Genomic DNA, 17,083 nt, shown 5'->3' on the forward strand with positions numbered 1-17,083 from the left:
TCTATTTTGTGACATTAGATGTTTGGTACATAAAAAACTGTTCTCTTTTGTCATTGGGGGTAGGTTGTACATCTACTCTCTCTAAAATAACTCCTTTTACATCCGACGTTACAATAGCAGGTCTGTAATCAAAAGAGTGAACTTTCAATTTCACATTATCCAGCCGGATATCATCTGCATGACGTATGAAGATTCCCCAAGCAGGAAGTTCCTTGAATTGTGAGAACTCCGGATAAGCTGTTCTCATCTCAGGTATTCCTTCCAGTTCTTTTGCGGTCAATCCACATTTGGCATAGAAGGGATTGCCTCCTCCCGGAGATTCTATATCTATATTCTTGAGAGTAATCCCTTGAATTCGATCTTTAGGTAAACCGATAATGCTTGCAGGAGAAATGTTGCGGGGTAGATGCTCTACCGGACCTTCGTATGGATAGCCCGCATCAGGCTTAGAGTTTGCTAACTTCACATTGAAATTTGAAAGAGTGACATTCTTCATAAGCGGCCTCTGCCCGGAATTCCAGCGGTCTCCTATTCGCAGGTAGAATGCATTTCCCACATTCACGGCACGTACGCTATCGACAAATATGTTCTCGATGATGCCTCCGTCCACGGTGGCGAATGTTACGGCGGAACGGTAGGTGTTATAAACCGTAAGATTCTTGATGATAAAGTCACGAAAACCTCCTTTTGATGCTGTTCCGAATTTTAAGCCACTGGCACTTGAACGTATGATGCAATTATCAACTACCACATTCTGGCAGATTTGCGATGGTTCATGTGATTTGAAACAGATACCATCATCGGCGGCATCGAAAAAGGAATTGTTGATTCTGACGCTATCGCAATCTACGATATCTATCCCGTCATTATTCCAGTAAGATTTGCAATCAACATTTATATTGTTTATAATGACTTGTCGGCACTGGTCGTAGGCTTGATTCCAACTTGCCGGATCGTGCATCCGTATCCCTTCAATCCGTACATTCCGGCATTCTCTGAAATAAATATTGTGGGGACGGTTTGTTTCATCAGGCCTGTCCATGTGCAACGGATCATCTATCAGTCCTCTCTGGATGTGTGAAATCAGATTGTTCGCTACTATAAATCCTCTGCCATCAATTGTTCCTTCGCCTGTCACACCGATATTATCTTGCTGTACGGCAAAAAGCAAGGCTGTCCGTTGTATATATTCATCCTTTTTATAATCTAAGGCATTACATGAACCCAATAAAACAGCTCCTTGCGCTAAGTGCAAAGTAACATTGGATTTTAAATATATAGTGCCGGTCAAATAGTTTCCGGTATCAAAAATGAGTTTTCCTCCTCCTGCCGTGTGGATATAATCAATCGCATATTGGATGGTGTGCGTGTTCAAAGTTACTCCATCAGGTTTTGCCCCAAAATCCATTATAGAGTAATCTTGTCCCCGGACACCGGTCCAACAGAGGAATAGAGCCGACAAAGCATATAGTAATTTTCTTTTTAACATAGTATCAAATCATTATTTTTTCATCTTTACATATAACTCATTCAAAACTTCCCTTCGCGTAGAAACTCCCGACTGGACTTTTATATTCAATTTAGACAAGCGCTTCCAGTAACTTAAAGTCTGTTCCTCTATCGCTTCGTCTAATCTTGCTTCCCATTCGGGCAAAAAGCCTCGAAGTCCCATGTATTGCACCATTGAGAAATCTTTATCATCCAATGAGACATCTTTATAATAAATCAGAGTAGTACCTTGCTCAAGCAAGACATCTTGCATCATAGATATATTGATGTTCTTGACTTTTACCTTTTCATCTATTGCAACCGAAGACGCTACACCGGCAGCTTGTCCCATAGCCATCCAGCATGGCTCCATCCTAAGTGTAGAGAAACCGATGTGAGAACCGGAGATAGGGACCGGAAACAATAAATTATCTACATCTTTGGGAACAATCACTCCATAAGGAACAGTGTAAGGTGATGTCGGATAGCCCAGAAAACCATTCAGGTGTACCATACCGGGTTCCCGCTTATGGGTGGCATGTGAATCAAATCCATAGTGGCTGGCTGTAATACTTGATGAGTACACAGGAGGTCTTCCACCACCTTTTACAGGCATCGCATCACTTGCTATGAAAAAGTGAAGTCCTTCGAACCGACGTCCTTCACGTACATATACTTGTCTGGGAAAATGCCCGTTATCTGTGTATTCATCTTTTGCATACCCCCATTCGCGAGTCGCTTTCCGGAAATGATCAGGTAATTCTTTATCGTTTTGGGCAAACCAGAGCAATCCCTCTGTATATTCCCTTAGTCTTGTTGCAAATTTGTCACGCCATGCCCAACCGGCTGTAGGCCATGCCCAGTTCTCTTCGGGGAGATCTGACGAGACAAAGGCAGCATGCTGGTTATTGGCATCTGTTTTTTCATTTGGAATCTCAACCAGGTTTACTACTTTCCCAAGCCCCCATTTGTCACCGGGAATCATAGTAGGATTACCTTTAGCTATATGCTTTCTATTAGCTTCTAACATTTCCGGAGTAACATTCACCATCTCAGCTTGGGTATGACGCCCCGTCCAGACATCATCGATAATAGATGCATATTCATTGCGGTCATAATTTTGGGGTTTTGTTATGGATACTTTATTATTCGGATTTCTGGTTAGGCACAACCGATAGTTGTAGGCTTGGACAGCATTATCTCCAATAAATGTGGAAGCATCCATTTCAGGACCATGCCAATATTTGTAAACACTACCTGCTCCGGGTTCTCCAAATTCATTTTTACCTTCTCGCCCTACTCTAAAGGGTACTCCGGCTGCTGCTGCCAGATCTCCCTCATAGGTTGCATCAATGAAAATCTTGCCTCGATACTCTTCTTGAGTATTTTTATCACGATTCAGTATATTGATTTGCACAATCTTGTCATCTACTTTTTTTAGATTGCGGGGGCTGGAATCAAATTGTCGCATTGTCAAAACTGTGATTAGACCTTTATATTCTCCCAACCAGTCAGTAAATACTTGTTCTGCTACTGAAGGTTCGAAACGGAAACCATCATCACATCTCTGATATTGTGTGGAAGCCATACCATATTTCTTTTTGTAATAGTCTTTGATGCGGCAAGTGAACTCTCTGAACAATCCTGTAGTAGCTGCCCGGGTTACAATATCCGTTGCTCCCAGCCCATTGGAAGGCAGGCCTCCGATATGCTGTGTACGTTCCAGAATAACAGACGTTTTCCCAAGCTTGGCAGCTGCAAGTGCTGTGGTCAAACCGCCGGGCGTTCCTCCCACTATAACAATATCATATGTTTGTTGTGCAAAAACATTGATGCTCCAAAATAATAGTAAAGTTATTAGTAATTGTTTCATTGTAATTTCTATTTATTTATATTAGTAGATTGATATACATGTATCTGTTGCTTCTTTTTTCCGGGTTCCTGGATTTTCATTTTACTCATGTTGACATGGTGTGCGTCATCCAGTACTATAGCTGGTCTATAATCTCTTTTTCGGGCAATAAATGTAACGTTCTCTAAAGCAATCCCCTCAACATGTCGGAGATAGAGCCCCCACGCCGGGAGTTCTTTGAAACATGAAAATTCAGGATATGAATCTGCCAACTCAGGAACTTTATCTAATTCTTCCGGAGTTATACCGACCTTTGCTATTTCCGGTTTTCCTGCTCCCGGATGATTGATTACCACATTTTTCAGAGTTACGTGTGTTATGGGATGCCCTTTCAGTCCAATGATACTTGCCGGCGATATATTTCTGGGCATATGTTCTATTGGTCCCTCATACTCATATCCTGCATCCGGTTTCCCTTCGGGAATTTCCACATACAAGTTAGAAATGAGAACAGAGTCCATAGATCCGACTTTATCCGAATGTGTACGGTTGCCTATCCGAAGAAATATAGCATTTCCTGTATTATAGGCTTGCAAACTATCCACTACTATGTTTCGGACATATCCTCCGTCAGGAGTGGCTATCGTTAATGCTGAACGATAAGTATCATAAACCTTATTGTTTATAATCCGGATATTTTCATATCCTCCAACTGTCATAGTGCCTAATTTTATTCCGTTAGCACTCGAACGCATGGTACAGTTACGAATCACTACGTTTCGACATGCAACCTCTGCTTTATGGGATTTCAAGCAGACTGCATCGTCCGAAGCGTCGAAGAAGGAATTTTCTATCAATACGTTCCGGCAATCGACGATATCAATGCCATCGTTATTCCAATATGCTTTATTGTCGACTGTAATTCCCCTCACCCATAGCGAGTCGCACTCTTCGTATTCCTGTGTCCAGTCACAGGTGTTTTTTAGAGTGATTCCTTCTATAGTTATACCCTGGCATTGCTTGAAATGAATCCCTCGCGGTCTACGCGGTCTGTCGTTTTCCAGAGGATCTTTGATAAAACCTTTATGCACCTGGTCGATTATGTTATATGATACTTGGCGTCCTTGTGCGTCAATTACTCCTTTTCCATAAATAGCTATATTCTTTTGACTTATAGCTCGAATCATACTGTAGCAAGGGCCTTCCATATTATAGTCGTACGGGTTCAGAGAGCCTACCAGCACTGCCCCTTCCTTCAATTGTATCGCTACATTCGATTTGAGTTCAATGCTACCTGTTAAATAGCGGCCGACATTAAAAACTAAAACGCCTCCTCCTTCTTTGTGAATATAATCGATGCCGGTCTGGATAGAATTAGTATTCAACGTTACTCCATCAGACTTTATGCCAAAGAAAGATGCATTATATTCTTTACTCCATACTAAAGAACAAGAAAGGGAAAAAAGAATTGATAATATATATGTTCTCATAATCAATTATTTAAATGTTTCTGACGGATTGTCCGTCATGATAAATTCTAAAATACCTCCGTCTGTGATTTCATGATGAAAGATTCTGAAGCGTTTTAACTCTTTTCCATTCAAGAAGACTACCTTTACATATTTATTTTCTTTCGATAAGTTTTCAGCACGAATGGTGAAATTCTTTCCGCCTTCCAGACGTAACACCATTTCTTTCAATTGAGGAGCACCAATAATATATTCTCCACTGATAGGGTCTACGGGGTAAAATCCCATGGCTGAGAATAAATACCATGCGGACATCTGCCCACAATCATCATTCCCGCATAATCCGTCGGGAACGGGCAAATAAAAGCGATCAAAGATTTCGCGGACAAGTTCTTGTGTTTTCCAGGGTTCTCCTGCATAGTTATATAGGTAAGCTACATGATGGCTGGGTTCATTACCATGAGCATATTGTCCTATAAGCCCGGTCACATCCGATACAAAACCTGTATTTACAGTCTTGTTCTCAAGCCAGAAAAGTGAATCGAGTTTTGCTGTAAATGCTTTATTTCCTCCCATCATCTCAATCAAAGAATCTACATCGTGTTGCACATGCCATACATACTGCCATGCATTGCCTTCGGTATAATCCCCTCCGGAAGTTCCGGCATGTGATAATCTGAAAGGATCAAAAGGATCTCTCCATTTGCCTTGTGAATCTTTTCCTCGCATTAGTTTTGTTGCCGGATCAAATAGGGATGTATATGCGCGAGCTCTTTTGGAAAAGAAATCATAATCTTCCTTTTTTCCTAATGCTTTTGCCATCTGCGCCACGCAATAGTCATCATAGCAACTTTCTAAAGTTCTGGAAACCGATTCTTCAGGAACAAGATCGAAAGGATAATATCCATACTGATTGTATGTTTCCCAATCAGACTTCGGATGGGACTCTAATGATGATTTTCTGATTGCTTCGTAAGCTCTTTCCGGGTCAAAACCTTTATACCCTTTCAGATATGCCTCTACAATAACGGGTATAGCATGGTTGCCAATCATACAATGGTTTTCTTTGCCCCATAAAGCCCATATAGGCAAATAACCCTGTATATCACAATGAGATAACATTGAATTGACAAATCCATTAACTTTCTCTGGCACTAAAAGAGTATATAGCGGATGAGCGGCACGATAAGTATCCCATAAAGATAAGGTAGAATAGTATTCTCCTATGGGAGAATGGAGGATGCTGTCATTAGGACCTTTGTATCTTCCATCCACATCGGTTATATTATTGGGTTGAATACACAAGTGGTAAATGGAAGTGTAAAAATTTACTTTTTGCTCTTCTGTGCCCGATACGTCTATACGTGATAATAAATTGTTCCAGGCTTCGGCAGCTTGAGTCTTCACCTTCTCAAAGTTCCAGTCCGGATTTTCTTTTTCCAATGCTTCCTGCGCGCCTTCTATACTGACAGTAGACAGGCCAACTTTTACTTGAACGCTTTCTCCTTGTTTTAAATCGAATGAAAGAAGAAGGCGTTTGGCCTTTTCCCCTTCCTGGGGCTGAAGTTCCTCAACAGCCATATAGGGTTTGTCGAATTTGATAACATAGAAGAACTCTCTTTCTACCCACATCTTCACCCTGTTCTTTCCGGCAATGCTATGTTGATCTAAAAATTGCATTTCTGCATCTATCACATGAGTTCGTAGCTGCTCATCCTTACTTACAATTCCACTTTGAAGGTCTACCAGAATGTGTGCCGGTCCTTCTTTTCTGAAAGTATAACGATGCATAGCTGTACGCTGTGTCGCAGTCAACTCTACATCCACCTCAAAATCAGATAAAACCACCGAATAATATCCTGGATAAGCTTTTTGATGCTCTTTATCATATCGACTTTTATATTTGCCATTTTGTATATCACCACAAAATGGCAGAATTAATATATCTCCTAAGTCAGGACATCCCGTACCATTCAGATGGTTTTGAGAAAATCCCATGATAGAGTCATCCTCAATATTAAAGCCGGAGCAATATCTCCACGAACCATTTCCACTTTCCGGGCTTACTTGTATCATTCCGAATGGTACACAAGCTCCTGGAAATGTATGGCCATTATCGGCATTGCCAATAAAAGGATTCACATAACAGCAATAATCCTGTTCAATATTACTACATCTTATGCTCAGAAAGCATACTCCAATTATAGCAAATACCCACCAAAAACATTCCTTTATTTTCATTTAATTTATTTTTTAAATAGTGATTTTACAAAATCAGTATTATTTCCCCAACGTTTATTGGGAGACTTTCCTAACTCCAGAGTCAAATCTCCGCCTTGCATGATTTCTTCATAACTTAACCAGCTTCTATTTAAAGTTTTGCCGTTTAAAACAGCTTTTTGAATATAGATGCACTCTGCATCAGGGCGATTTACATGGATTTTAAATTCCTGTTGAGAGGTTGGGTGTAATGTGACCGCATCAAAGACCGGAGCACTTATCCAATAATAGGGTACACCCGGGCAGACCGGAAATAATCCTATGGAGGATAGTACAAACCAGGAAGACATGGTTCCTGCATCGTCGTCCATTTCTTTCAAATATCCCCGTGGAGTGGTAGTGAAGATTTTACCAATATAAGGTTTTTCCCACTTTTCATGTGTCCCGTAATAATTAGTGGTAGGTTCAAGTAATATCTGACGGACTAACTTTTGCGTTTTCCATGGTTCTCCAAGGTAATAATATAAAAATGGAACGTGTATATCAGGCTGGTTCCCCATGTTGAATAAGTTATTCTCAAAGAAATAATCTAATTCGTTCAAAACCTTTTTCTTGCTGCCCAAAGTCGAAATTACCCAGTCGAAATCATGAGGTACGAACCAACGGTATTGCCATATAGTACCTTCATACAAACCGTCGCCGTGCATTATATCTGAAGTAGGGCCAATGTTCTTAAATTTCTGTAACCATATCGGTCTGTAGTCTTTAGAACGTAAAGAGAACTCTTTTTTTAACTCTTTATTACCCATTTTCCCTGCGAGTTCGGAAACTCCCCAGAAATCATATCCTCGTTCTAATGCTTTGTCCGGTGAATCGTTGGAGATATCTTCCGCCTCTTTCAGCATCAATGGGAGTAGTTCGTCGAGAGAACCATCAAACATCCCCTTTTGCAATGCATCTAAAATAGTGATAATAGAGTGTTCTGTACGTGTTGTCAAAAACGGTTCCGTTTTCGTTGCAGAGCGAGGCTTACCTTGTTTGTATAACTCCGCAAGTGAGGAAATCATCTGTTTGTATTCCGTGGGACAAACAATAGACAGCAGAGGATATTTTGTTCGGTAGGTGTCCCAAATGGACCAACCATGATAATAGGGTAACTGCTGGCCTTTATATACTTTTCCATCACTTCCCCTGTAACTGCCGGAATAATCATTGATTGTGAAAGGAGTTTGGCAAGCATGATAGAGCCGTGTATAAAATGATGTCTTTAAGTCTTCATCAGAAGTTTCTACTTGTATTTGCCCCAATAATTTTTCCCAGTTAGCACGTGCATTGGCACGTACTTGCTCGAAAGACAAGTTCGAGCACTCTTGTTTGAGATTCGCTTCAGCTTCTTCTGCACTGACGGAGGATAATCCTATTTTAAGTATAATTTGTTCATTAGGCTCTGTCTGGAACTTCCATAGCAATTCTGAATCGTTGTCTTCCGGTTTACAGGCAGATTTATCTTTCTCAATATAATAATAAAATTTGTAACTGCCTAAATCACAAGTGCAAGCGGAACGCACGAATCCCCTTACTGCATTGTTTCCTACAATATTATGTTCTTCGGCGATATGCTTACCATAAGAATGTTTAAAATCTATTTTGATGCCTGCTGCCTCTGTAGACGGATAAGTAAAACGATAGATAGCGGCAGTTCTGCCTGTAGTAATTTCAACTTTAAGCTGATTATCTAAAGTTATGCTATAATATCCGGGAACTGCTACTTCCGAAGCTTTATCCATCTTTAGAGGTTTGCATGATGTTTCGATAAAAGGTGTTATCAACAGATTTCCTCCGACACCTATGCAGCCCACTCCAGACATTCTGGTTTGTGAGAATCCCTTTAACTGATGTGCTTGATAATCATAACCTCCATTTCCACGAGGCATCGTTTCTGGTCCAGGTTTAATCATTCCAAACGGAATGGTTGCGGATGGATCGGTTTGTCCATGATCATCGGAAGTGCCAATGAAAGGATTTACAAAAGAGGTTTGTTGAGCTTGAACCATAGAAAGGGACAAGCATAATACTAATATTACACTGAAGTATCTCATATTAAATGTTTTATAAATAAAAGAGGGTTTCAAAAGAAACGCAAACTCTTAAAACCCTCATATTAGAAAGGTAGAATCAATCTTTTAGTCCAGGAACTATAAGGAGTTCATTGTCTGGTATCGGGAAATAATAGAATTCTTCGCTTAATGTTAAATTGGGATTTAAAGAAAGCTCGGCTGCATCTCTATAATTCTTTTGCAAATGAAGAATCTCATGTCTTTGCATGGTAAAGAAACGCCCCATGCAGCTATGTTCCATACCTGCGGTTTCCCACCGTCTCTCATCCAAAACAGCTTTTTGGAAGTATTCCTTAGTCACATCCTTTGAAATGAGTGGTACTCCTGCTCTTTTTTGTACTCTCCACATACAGTCAAATGCTAAATCATCAATATTCTTACTTCCATAAGCAACTGCCTCAGCATACAGTAGCAGAATATCAGCATATCTAAATATCATTCTGGTTTTCCCGCTTGCACTTGAAATTCCTTTAGTTTCGTAATACCCGTCATCGTAATTAAATACCCAGTCCGAACTTTCTATATTCTTCTTCCAATAAGGATGTTTCTGATTGGTTGCGGGGTCGTCCCAATCCAGTAATGGATAACGTCCTGTTTCCGGGTTACGTTCCTGTCCGGTCATCGTCACTTTAGTCAAGAACCAAGCATCTTTGCGTATTCCTTCCGGCATACTTCTGAAAAATTCCAATTCAACCATATAGTCACACCATCCGCCGGACTCTTCGGGTAATTCACTTTTAGGGCCAGAGAAATAATTTTTCGTTTTGTTATGGAACTCTCCGAATACTATTTCTTTGGAGTAATTAGCCTCCGGTTCTTTAGTCAATGTGCGTATATCCGGCTCTAATATATAACCATAGGTAGCTTCATTTTCAATAATTTCTTTATATTTTGCAGCTGCCTTATCGTAATATTCGGCTCCCTTTTTCAGAGGCCAGCCTGCTTCTGTCATGTAGACAGAGGCCAACAAAGCTTTTGCAGCGCCTTTGTTAGGAGCTACATTGATTCCGTTCTGAAAATAAGGCGCTATCTTATGATTGTCCGGTAACATTCTTTCTGCCGTTAATGCATCCGATTCTATTAATTCATATATTTTCTGCACATCTGCTTTGGGGGTATTGTAATTTATCTCATTCTCTGTAATCAGAGGTATACGCCCCCAAATACGTACAAGCATAAAATAGTTTAATGCTCTCAGGAAATAGGCTTGTCCCAGTCTCGGCTCCAGGAAAGACTTCTCAACCGGTGTTCTTTCTGCATTATTAATCACATAATTACAAGCCTTGATTGTCTGATAATAGAGTTGATACATTTCAAGAATATCTGTGTTGCCTGAATTGAAATTAAACCGGTCATATTCCGAGAAACGTGACTTATTGCCACCACTATGCGCTGTCACATCATCTGCACACCACACATAAATAGCTCTGAAGACGCGGGCGTTAGTCTGGTAATATTTGTTATACATTCCGGTTATAGCCATATCCAAATCTTCCGGACTTGAGAAGAAAGAAGAAGGAGTAAGCCTGCCACGAGGGTCTTCTTCCAGGAAATTGTCGCAAGAGCATAAAGCAAATAATAATATGCTATAAATCAATATATTTTTCATTTTACATCTATTTTATTGGTTAAACTAAAATGAGAATCCAAGCCCCAAAGTAAATGTTCTTGGCAATGGGTATGAACCGCCATCAACGCCTGCATTAATGTCGCTATTGCCGCCATTGCTTGTGATATCCATAGTTCCTTCCGGATCATATCCTGTATAAGAAGTGATCGTAAACAAGTTTTGAGCACTCAGAGAGATTCTGACATCTGCAAATTTTGTTTTTGCTCTGGGAATTGTATATGCAATGCTTACATTCTTTAATCTTAAATAATCGGCCTTTTCGAGATATTGAGCAGTCTCAAATCTGGAATTGATTGTTGAACTAAACGGATTCGGTATCTTTGTATTTTGGTTTTCGGGGGTCCATCTGTTATAATAACCTTCTTTAGAGGTGATAAAACGTGAATCACTGACACATTCATTGGTGAGATAGCGTGATAAATTCAAACGGTCAGCTCCCAGTGAACCCTGAAAGAATAAGTTGAAATCTAAATTCTTCCATTTGATAGTATTGCTCCATCCTAATATTACATCAGGAAATGCCTGCCCGATAATATCTGCATCATCAGATTCCAATTTGTAATTCACGTTCTTCTCTTTAAATTTATTATCTCCAGGCTTTTGTCCCCATTTAGCTGCTTCTTCAGCCTCGTCAGTGCGCCATAAACCTTCCCAAATATACCCGTAGATGCTACCTAACGGTTTTCCTACTTGCAGTACGGCCGTATTGAGAGAAGCTTGGTCTAATTTTGTTCCCGGATGTAACCTCGTTTCATCTCCTAAGCTGACGACTTCATTCTTTGAGTAGGATACATTGAATGTACTTTCCCATACTAAATTCTTGCTTTGAATGGGGATTCCGGTTAAGGAGAACTCAAGACCTCTGTTTTTCACTTCACCAAGATTTACCCAAGTGGTTCCTCCGCCATCATAGTAAGGTATAGGTTTCTTTAGCAATAAGCCAGTCGTATTCTTTTGATATACGTCGATATTTGCCAGAATTCTGTTATTTGCAAATGCCATATCTAAACCTAAATCATATTGAGTAGTTTTTTCCCATGTCAGATTGGGAGTGGCAGGTCCGGAAACTCCGTATCCGGGATAATCACTTGTGCCTCCCCAGCCATACTTTGATTCGGCTAAAAGTCCTAAAGTAGAATAAGCACCAATAGCTTGGTTACCGGTATTACCCCAGCTCATTCTCAGTTTCAGGACATCGAAGATATTGAGATTCTTTATAAAAGATTCTTCTGACATTCTCCAAGCAACGGCAACTGATGGAAAATTCCCCCATTTATTCTTACCTTGGAATTTGGAAGAGCCATCCCGTCTGATGGTTGCAGTAAGCAGATATCTATCCTTGAACTGATACATAGCGCGTCCCATAAATGAAACCAATGAAGAACGTGAGAATGAATTGCTGAACAGATTCATATCTCCTAAACTCAAGTTCCAAAAATCAACGGATTCTGTTCTTAGGTTAGCGACTTCATTCGACAATCCTGTAGTTGTTGATTGTGATACCTCCATTGCTCCCATAAGATTCAACTTATGGTCTTTCCATTCTCTCACATAGTTTATTTGATTTACATTATACCAGTCAAAACTGTCATTCTGATTATTGTTTGCAGAATTGTTCTGAGCCCGTAAATCATTTGCATTGGATTTCATCCAACGATTTTTGTAATCTTTGTAATGAGCAGCACCCTGGAAATTCAAACTCAACCCTTTAACAGGTAGTTGCACCATAAACTGTAGATTTGCAGCCAGGTAATTGGTGTAACTTTCATCCAAGTCCTGAGTTAATCGACCATAAGGATTATCTTTGGTTGAGTTGATATTATCTCTCAGCCAGTTTCCTTCTTCATCTTTCAATTTTAAAGTAGGGCTATAGGTAATTGCATCTGCTATAATGGTTCCAACCCCACCACGCGGACCGTTTTTATTTGTTTTTCGTCTCACAGCATTCACATCTAAGTTCATCTTCAACCAATTAGTGACATCGGCAGTTATGTTGGACCTTAAACTGAATTTCTGACTTTTCGATTCCTTCAAAATACCTTCTATGTCCATCATATTCATAGATACTAAATATTGGAGCTTCGGAATACCTCCTGAGATGGATAGCTTATAATTCTGAGTATGAGCTGTTCTAAACATTAAATCCTGCCAATCCGTACCACCATTCTTTTTCCACTGGGTGATTTCATCCTGAGAAAAGAAGTCTTGAGTTGCTCCTTTTTCCCGACGATATTCATTGTAAAATTCGGCATACTCGCTTGCACTTAATAAATCCAGCTTTTTAGCAATAGTGGATATTGATTGTTCCGTTTCCAGATGGATATTTGTCTTGCCTTCAGCTCCTCTTTTGGTAGTAACTAATATTACTCCGTTTGCACCGCGAGAACCATAAATAGCAGTTGCCGAAGCATCTTTCAAGACTTCTATTGATTGTATATCATTTGGAGCCAGATTGTTGAATAAGTCTGTGTTAGGTACTCCATCCACAATATAAAGTGGGGAGTTTCCGCCATAAATAGAGTTTGCACCGCGTATACGGATTTGGGTACTCTGCTCCGGTGCACCGGAATTTGTTATGACAACAACACCGGGGATTCTTCCGCTTAAAGCTTGATCCAGCCGTGTCATCGGTTGGTCCTTTATATTCTTTTGTGAAATGGAGGATACCGAACCTGTCAGATCTGATTTCTTCACGGTTCCATAGCCGATTACAACCACTTCGTCAAGCATTTCCATATCTTCTTGCAGAACAATGGCAATATGCTTACCGGTGACTTTTGTGGTTTGAGCTTTATAACCGATAAATGAAATCTGAAGAGTGTTTCCTTGTGAAGCCTGAATGGCAAATTTGCCATCTATATCTGTAATCGTACCTATTGATTTACCTACTACACTGACATTTGCGCCTATAACGGGTTCTCCTTTTACGTCAGTCACTATTCCTGTTACTTTTTCCTGTTGTTGCATCCGGTCCAACAGGCTATTATTCTTCGATAAAATAATATAATCGTTTTCGAATTTATAGCCAATTCCTACTTCTGCCAACGTTTCTTTCAAATATGAAGATACCTTAGCAGATTTGTTTTGTATAGTAACCTGACGATTGGTATCTATTTCGCGATTGCTATATACAACTAAATAATCCGTCTGCTTTTCTATTTCTTCTATTAACTGACCTACAGATATAGAATTAGAAGGAAAGGAAATGATTGAATTTTGTGCTTCCGTATTTACTGCCAGTAACTGGAATGCACAGGCGAATAGCAAGAATAAAGAGATTCTCATAATTCTAAAATAATCTTTAAAGCTTTGATTTTGGACAATAAAGAGTGATAACAAAGGATTTATTTTCATATCTTTGTATTTAGAGTGAATACTAAAAAATGTTTTCTGGTGTTTACTTTCTCCGGGCGACAGGTGGTGGTGCACTTGTCGCCTTTTTTAATATAATTCTATGTCTTCATATGGATAATGTATTAAAGGTTAAACAATTGTATTATTTCAAGGTGATCACGTTCTTCTCTTTATTAATTTCAATCTTAAAATGATGTATTTTCTGAATGGTATATAGTATTTTTTCTATTCCATCCCTTTGACGGAACTTACATGTATAGCAAATATCTTGTAATTTGGGATTTGCGATATTGATTGTGACATCATAATATAATTCCAACTTGCGAACAATTTCGGCCAAGCGCTCATTGTTAAAACTGTAAATGCCGTTTCGCCACAATAACATATCAGGATTTTTTATATTGCTGACTGTCAACTTTCCATCTTGTGCAATGCTTTCTTCATTAGGTCTTAATATCACTTGGTTGCTTTTGTAGAATACTTGGACGGCACCTTCAATCAGACTTGTTTTTATTTGTTTGGTATCTGGATAGCTGTACACGTTGAACTTTGTTCCTAATACTCGTATTTTCGCATCTTGAGCAGTCACAATGAAAGGTTTTTCTTTATCTTTGGATACTTCAAAGAAAGCTTCACCTGTAATGGAAACAGTTCTCTCTTTTCCATAAAAATGCGAGGGATAAATCAAGGTGGACTGTGCATTTAGCCAAACAATAGTACCATCTTGTAGAGTTATGCAAGCACGTTGCCCCGCCGGTACATATAAAGTATTGGTTTGCGCTTGGAGATCATCTTGTAGCTGATGTGACATGTGCCAAACGGATAACTGATATGTGCCTATCATTAAAATGAGTATTGCTGCTGCATATTTCATAGTTTTCACTAACCAAATGTGCATCTTTTTGCTTCTTATCCGTTTCAGGAAATGCTGATAGCCTGTTTTCCCTTCTTCTTTATCTTCTGCATGCGAAGATAAATTCAGTAATGCCTGCATATTCTGATACTCGGCAAACTGTTTTTTCAATTCCTCGTTTTTTTCTATCTCACGAAGAAGTAATAACCTCTCATTGGCTTCCAGGCCGTTTTGGAAATATTTTAGTATACGTTCATCCATCTTTTTATGACTTAATTCATAGTATAGACGGATGTAGAAAAAGAATCCGCTAAAAGAAAATCATTTTTTTTATTCCAGTTACAAATAATACAGGAAGATAAAGAGAGGGAAGTAGTCTTTTAATTCATTTCGTAGTTTCTTATAAGCAATCCCCATCTGAGTTTCAACTGTATTAATTGAAATATTCATCTCTTCTGCTATTTCTTTTTGTTTTTTGCCTTCCAGCTTACTTTTCAGGAATATCTCCCTACATCTTTCAGGGAGTGAATTCATTACTTTAGAAAGCAATTGTTCTACATCATCTTTTTCAAAAATCCCTTCATCTAATTCTCCTAAAGAATAATATTTCATTTGTAGGGTCAATCTATACTCTTCCTGCATTTTATCCTCGACTTCTTTTTGCACTATTTTATGTCGGAGAAAGTCGATGCATCGGTTTTTTATAGAAGTAAATAAATAGGCCAGGATATTGATAGGTAATGGCAATAGTTCTTTTTTCTCCCAGAAATCGAGGAAAACATCTTGCACTATATTCTCCGCATCTTCATCCGACAAGACATATTCTTGGGCAAAACGTTTCATCTTTGAAAAATAAGAAAGATAAATCTGTTCAAAATCAATATGTTGCTTTTCTAGTATCACCTAACGTTTTTTTAGATTATGGGGCAAATATAATAAGTTTAGAATGATAAGCAAGTCATAAAATGAAGTTTTTCTATCATCACATTTTTAAGAGTAAAGTGGAACATGAATAAATTGGGGATACAAACTAAGAGGCTCTATTCCTTTAGGAATGAGCCTCTTAGTTTGTGGACCAGCCTGGGCTTGAACCAGGGACCTCCAGATTATGAGTCTGTTGCTCTAACCAACTGAGCTACAAGTCCGGTGTTATCCTCATCGGATAGCGGGCACAAAAATAGTATATTCTGTTGAAATAAGCAAACCTTTCGAGCAAAATATACTGTTCGTTCCTTTATTTTTAGAACTTATACGTGCGTTTGGGGTTCTTCGGGAACCATCCTTTTTTTACGCGGTCCTCCTGTTCGAAAACCTCTTTGATGGTCCAGAACGAAGAAAAAGCAAATACTCCTAAGAGGGAAGCTACCAAGATATTCTCTACGCAAAGCGAAGCTGCAACGCCACCGATGCCCAGCAAAAGAAAAATCCACCAGCATTTGGTACCCCAATAGTACTCGGCCTTCACTACAACGGGATGAAACAACCCGATGATGAGAAATGTACAAATGCCGATGAATAAACCCGAAAGATGATATTCGTTTAAAAGCTCCATAAATTATCTGTTATTTCTCCGGACAAATAGGAATTTCCTTCTTGATGCTTTGTTCCAGTGAAATCAACGTTTCAGTAGCGGTTACACCCGGAATCTCCTGCATCTTGTTGTTCAGCAAGTCCATCAGGTGCTCGTTGTCACGTGCATATACTTTCGTCAGCATCGTGTAAGGGCCTGTAGTGAAGTGGCATTCCACAATTTCTGGTACTTTTTCCATTTCGGCAACCACTGATTTGTACATGGAACCTTTCTCTAACTTGATACCCACGTACGTGCAGGTTCTGTAGCCCAGAGATTTTGGGTTCACATGATAACCGGAACCGACAATTACGCCTAAATCAATCAAACGTTGCACACGTTGATGAATGGCAGCACGTGATACGCCACACTCAGCAGCTACATCTTTGAAAGGAATGCGGGCATTCTGGGAGATTATCTCCAGAATTTGCCGGTCAAGATTGTCTATTTTTTCCATAATATCAATTAGTGTAAGTTCTTGTTTTTATCAAATAGTAAGCAAATATAGGACTTTATTTTAATTTCTCTAT

General features: G+C 39.4%; 11 protein-coding genes and 1 tRNA gene. All 12 read right to left on the reverse strand.

The window, feature by feature from the left end; genetic code table 11:
• Nucleotide 1: 1 nt before the first annotated feature.
• Nucleotides 2–1,489: a glycoside hydrolase family 28 protein gene (locus HMPREF9447_RS13315; RefSeq protein ID WP_009130266.1), complete on the reverse strand. Its 1,488-nt coding sequence runs from the start codon at nucleotides 1,487–1,489 to the stop codon at nucleotides 2–4.
• Between the two features lie 12 nt (nucleotides 1,490–1,501).
• Complete coding sequence (locus HMPREF9447_RS13320) at nucleotides 1,502–3,361, reverse strand: FAD-dependent oxidoreductase (RefSeq protein WP_009130267.1); 1,860 nt, start codon at nucleotides 3,359–3,361, stop codon at nucleotides 1,502–1,504.
• Nucleotides 3,362–3,369: 8 nt separating this feature from the next.
• Entirely contained in the window at nucleotides 3,370–4,830 is a 1,461-nt protein-coding gene (locus HMPREF9447_RS13325) for a glycoside hydrolase family 28 protein (RefSeq protein ID WP_009130268.1), read from the reverse strand.
• A gap of 6 nt (nucleotides 4,831–4,836) precedes the next feature.
• On the reverse strand, nucleotides 4,837–7,050 hold the full coding sequence (locus HMPREF9447_RS13330) for a GH92 family glycosyl hydrolase (RefSeq protein WP_009130269.1): 2,214 nt from the start codon (nucleotides 7,048–7,050) through the stop codon (nucleotides 4,837–4,839).
• A gap of 5 nt (nucleotides 7,051–7,055) precedes the next feature.
• A complete protein-coding gene (locus HMPREF9447_RS13335) occupies nucleotides 7,056–9,128 on the reverse strand; it encodes a GH92 family glycosyl hydrolase (RefSeq protein WP_009130270.1) in 2,073 nt (690 codons plus the stop codon).
• A 76-nt stretch (nucleotides 9,129–9,204) separates the two neighbouring features.
• Nucleotides 9,205–10,755, reverse strand: a complete 1,551-nt coding sequence (locus HMPREF9447_RS13340) for a RagB/SusD family nutrient uptake outer membrane protein (protein ID WP_009130271.1) — start codon at nucleotides 10,753–10,755, stop codon at nucleotides 9,205–9,207.
• Between the two features lie 24 nt (nucleotides 10,756–10,779).
• Nucleotides 10,780–14,061, reverse strand: a complete 3,282-nt coding sequence (locus tag HMPREF9447_RS13345; protein WP_044138082.1) for a TonB-dependent receptor — start codon at nucleotides 14,059–14,061, stop codon at nucleotides 10,780–10,782.
• A gap of 211 nt (nucleotides 14,062–14,272) precedes the next feature.
• Entirely contained in the window at nucleotides 14,273–15,244 is a 972-nt protein-coding gene (locus HMPREF9447_RS13350; RefSeq protein WP_009130273.1) for a FecR family protein, read from the reverse strand.
• A 78-nt stretch (nucleotides 15,245–15,322) separates the two neighbouring features.
• A complete protein-coding gene (locus HMPREF9447_RS13355; RefSeq protein WP_009130274.1) occupies nucleotides 15,323–15,886 on the reverse strand; it encodes an RNA polymerase sigma-70 factor in 564 nt (187 codons plus the stop codon).
• 168 nt (nucleotides 15,887–16,054) lie between these two features.
• A tRNA-Ile gene (locus HMPREF9447_RS13360) sits at nucleotides 16,055–16,128 on the reverse strand.
• 95 nt (nucleotides 16,129–16,223) lie between these two features.
• Nucleotides 16,224–16,535 (reverse strand): DUF4491 family protein, encoded by a 312-nt coding sequence (locus tag HMPREF9447_RS13365; RefSeq protein WP_009130275.1) that lies wholly within the window; start codon nucleotides 16,533–16,535, stop codon nucleotides 16,224–16,226.
• Between the two features lie 10 nt (nucleotides 16,536–16,545).
• Nucleotides 16,546–17,010, reverse strand: a complete 465-nt coding sequence (locus HMPREF9447_RS13370) for an Lrp/AsnC family transcriptional regulator (protein WP_009130276.1) — start codon at nucleotides 17,008–17,010, stop codon at nucleotides 16,546–16,548.
• Nucleotides 17,011–17,083: the final 73 nt, after the last annotated feature.

Origin of the sequence: Bacteroides oleiciplenus YIT 12058, assembly GCF_000315485.1 — a bacterium.
GTDB classification, from domain to species: Bacteria; Bacteroidota; Bacteroidia; order Bacteroidales; family Bacteroidaceae; genus Bacteroides; species Bacteroides oleiciplenus.

Coding starts and splice junctions, on each gene's coding strand:
- HMPREF9447_RS13325 (WP_009130268.1), bottom strand. CDS start 4,830: ATGAGAACATATATATTATCAATTCTTTTTTCCCTTTCTTGTTCTTTA.
- HMPREF9447_RS13335 (WP_009130270.1), bottom strand. CDS start 9,128: ATGAGATACTTCAGTGTAATATTAGTATTATGCTTGTCCCTTTCTATG.
- HMPREF9447_RS13315 (WP_009130266.1), bottom strand. CDS start 1,489: ATGTTAAAAAGAAAATTACTATATGCTTTGTCGGCTCTATTCCTCTGT.
- HMPREF9447_RS13350 (WP_009130273.1), bottom strand. CDS start 15,244: ATGGATGAACGTATACTAAAATATTTCCAAAACGGCCTGGAAGCCAAT.
- HMPREF9447_RS13340 (WP_009130271.1), bottom strand. CDS start 10,755: ATGAAAAATATATTGATTTATAGCATATTATTATTTGCTTTATGCTCT.
- HMPREF9447_RS13320 (WP_009130267.1), bottom strand. CDS start 3,361: ATGAAACAATTACTAATAACTTTACTATTATTTTGGAGCATCAATGTT.
- HMPREF9447_RS13345 (WP_044138082.1), bottom strand. CDS start 14,061: ATGAGAATCTCTTTATTCTTGCTATTCGCCTGTGCATTCCAGTTACTG.
- HMPREF9447_RS13365 (WP_009130275.1), bottom strand. CDS start 16,535: ATGGAGCTTTTAAACGAATATCATCTTTCGGGTTTATTCATCGGCATT.
- HMPREF9447_RS13330 (WP_009130269.1), bottom strand. CDS start 7,050: ATGAAAATAAAGGAATGTTTTTGGTGGGTATTTGCTATAATTGGAGTA.
- HMPREF9447_RS13370 (WP_009130276.1), bottom strand. CDS start 17,010: ATGGAAAAAATAGACAATCTTGACCGGCAAATTCTGGAGATAATCTCC.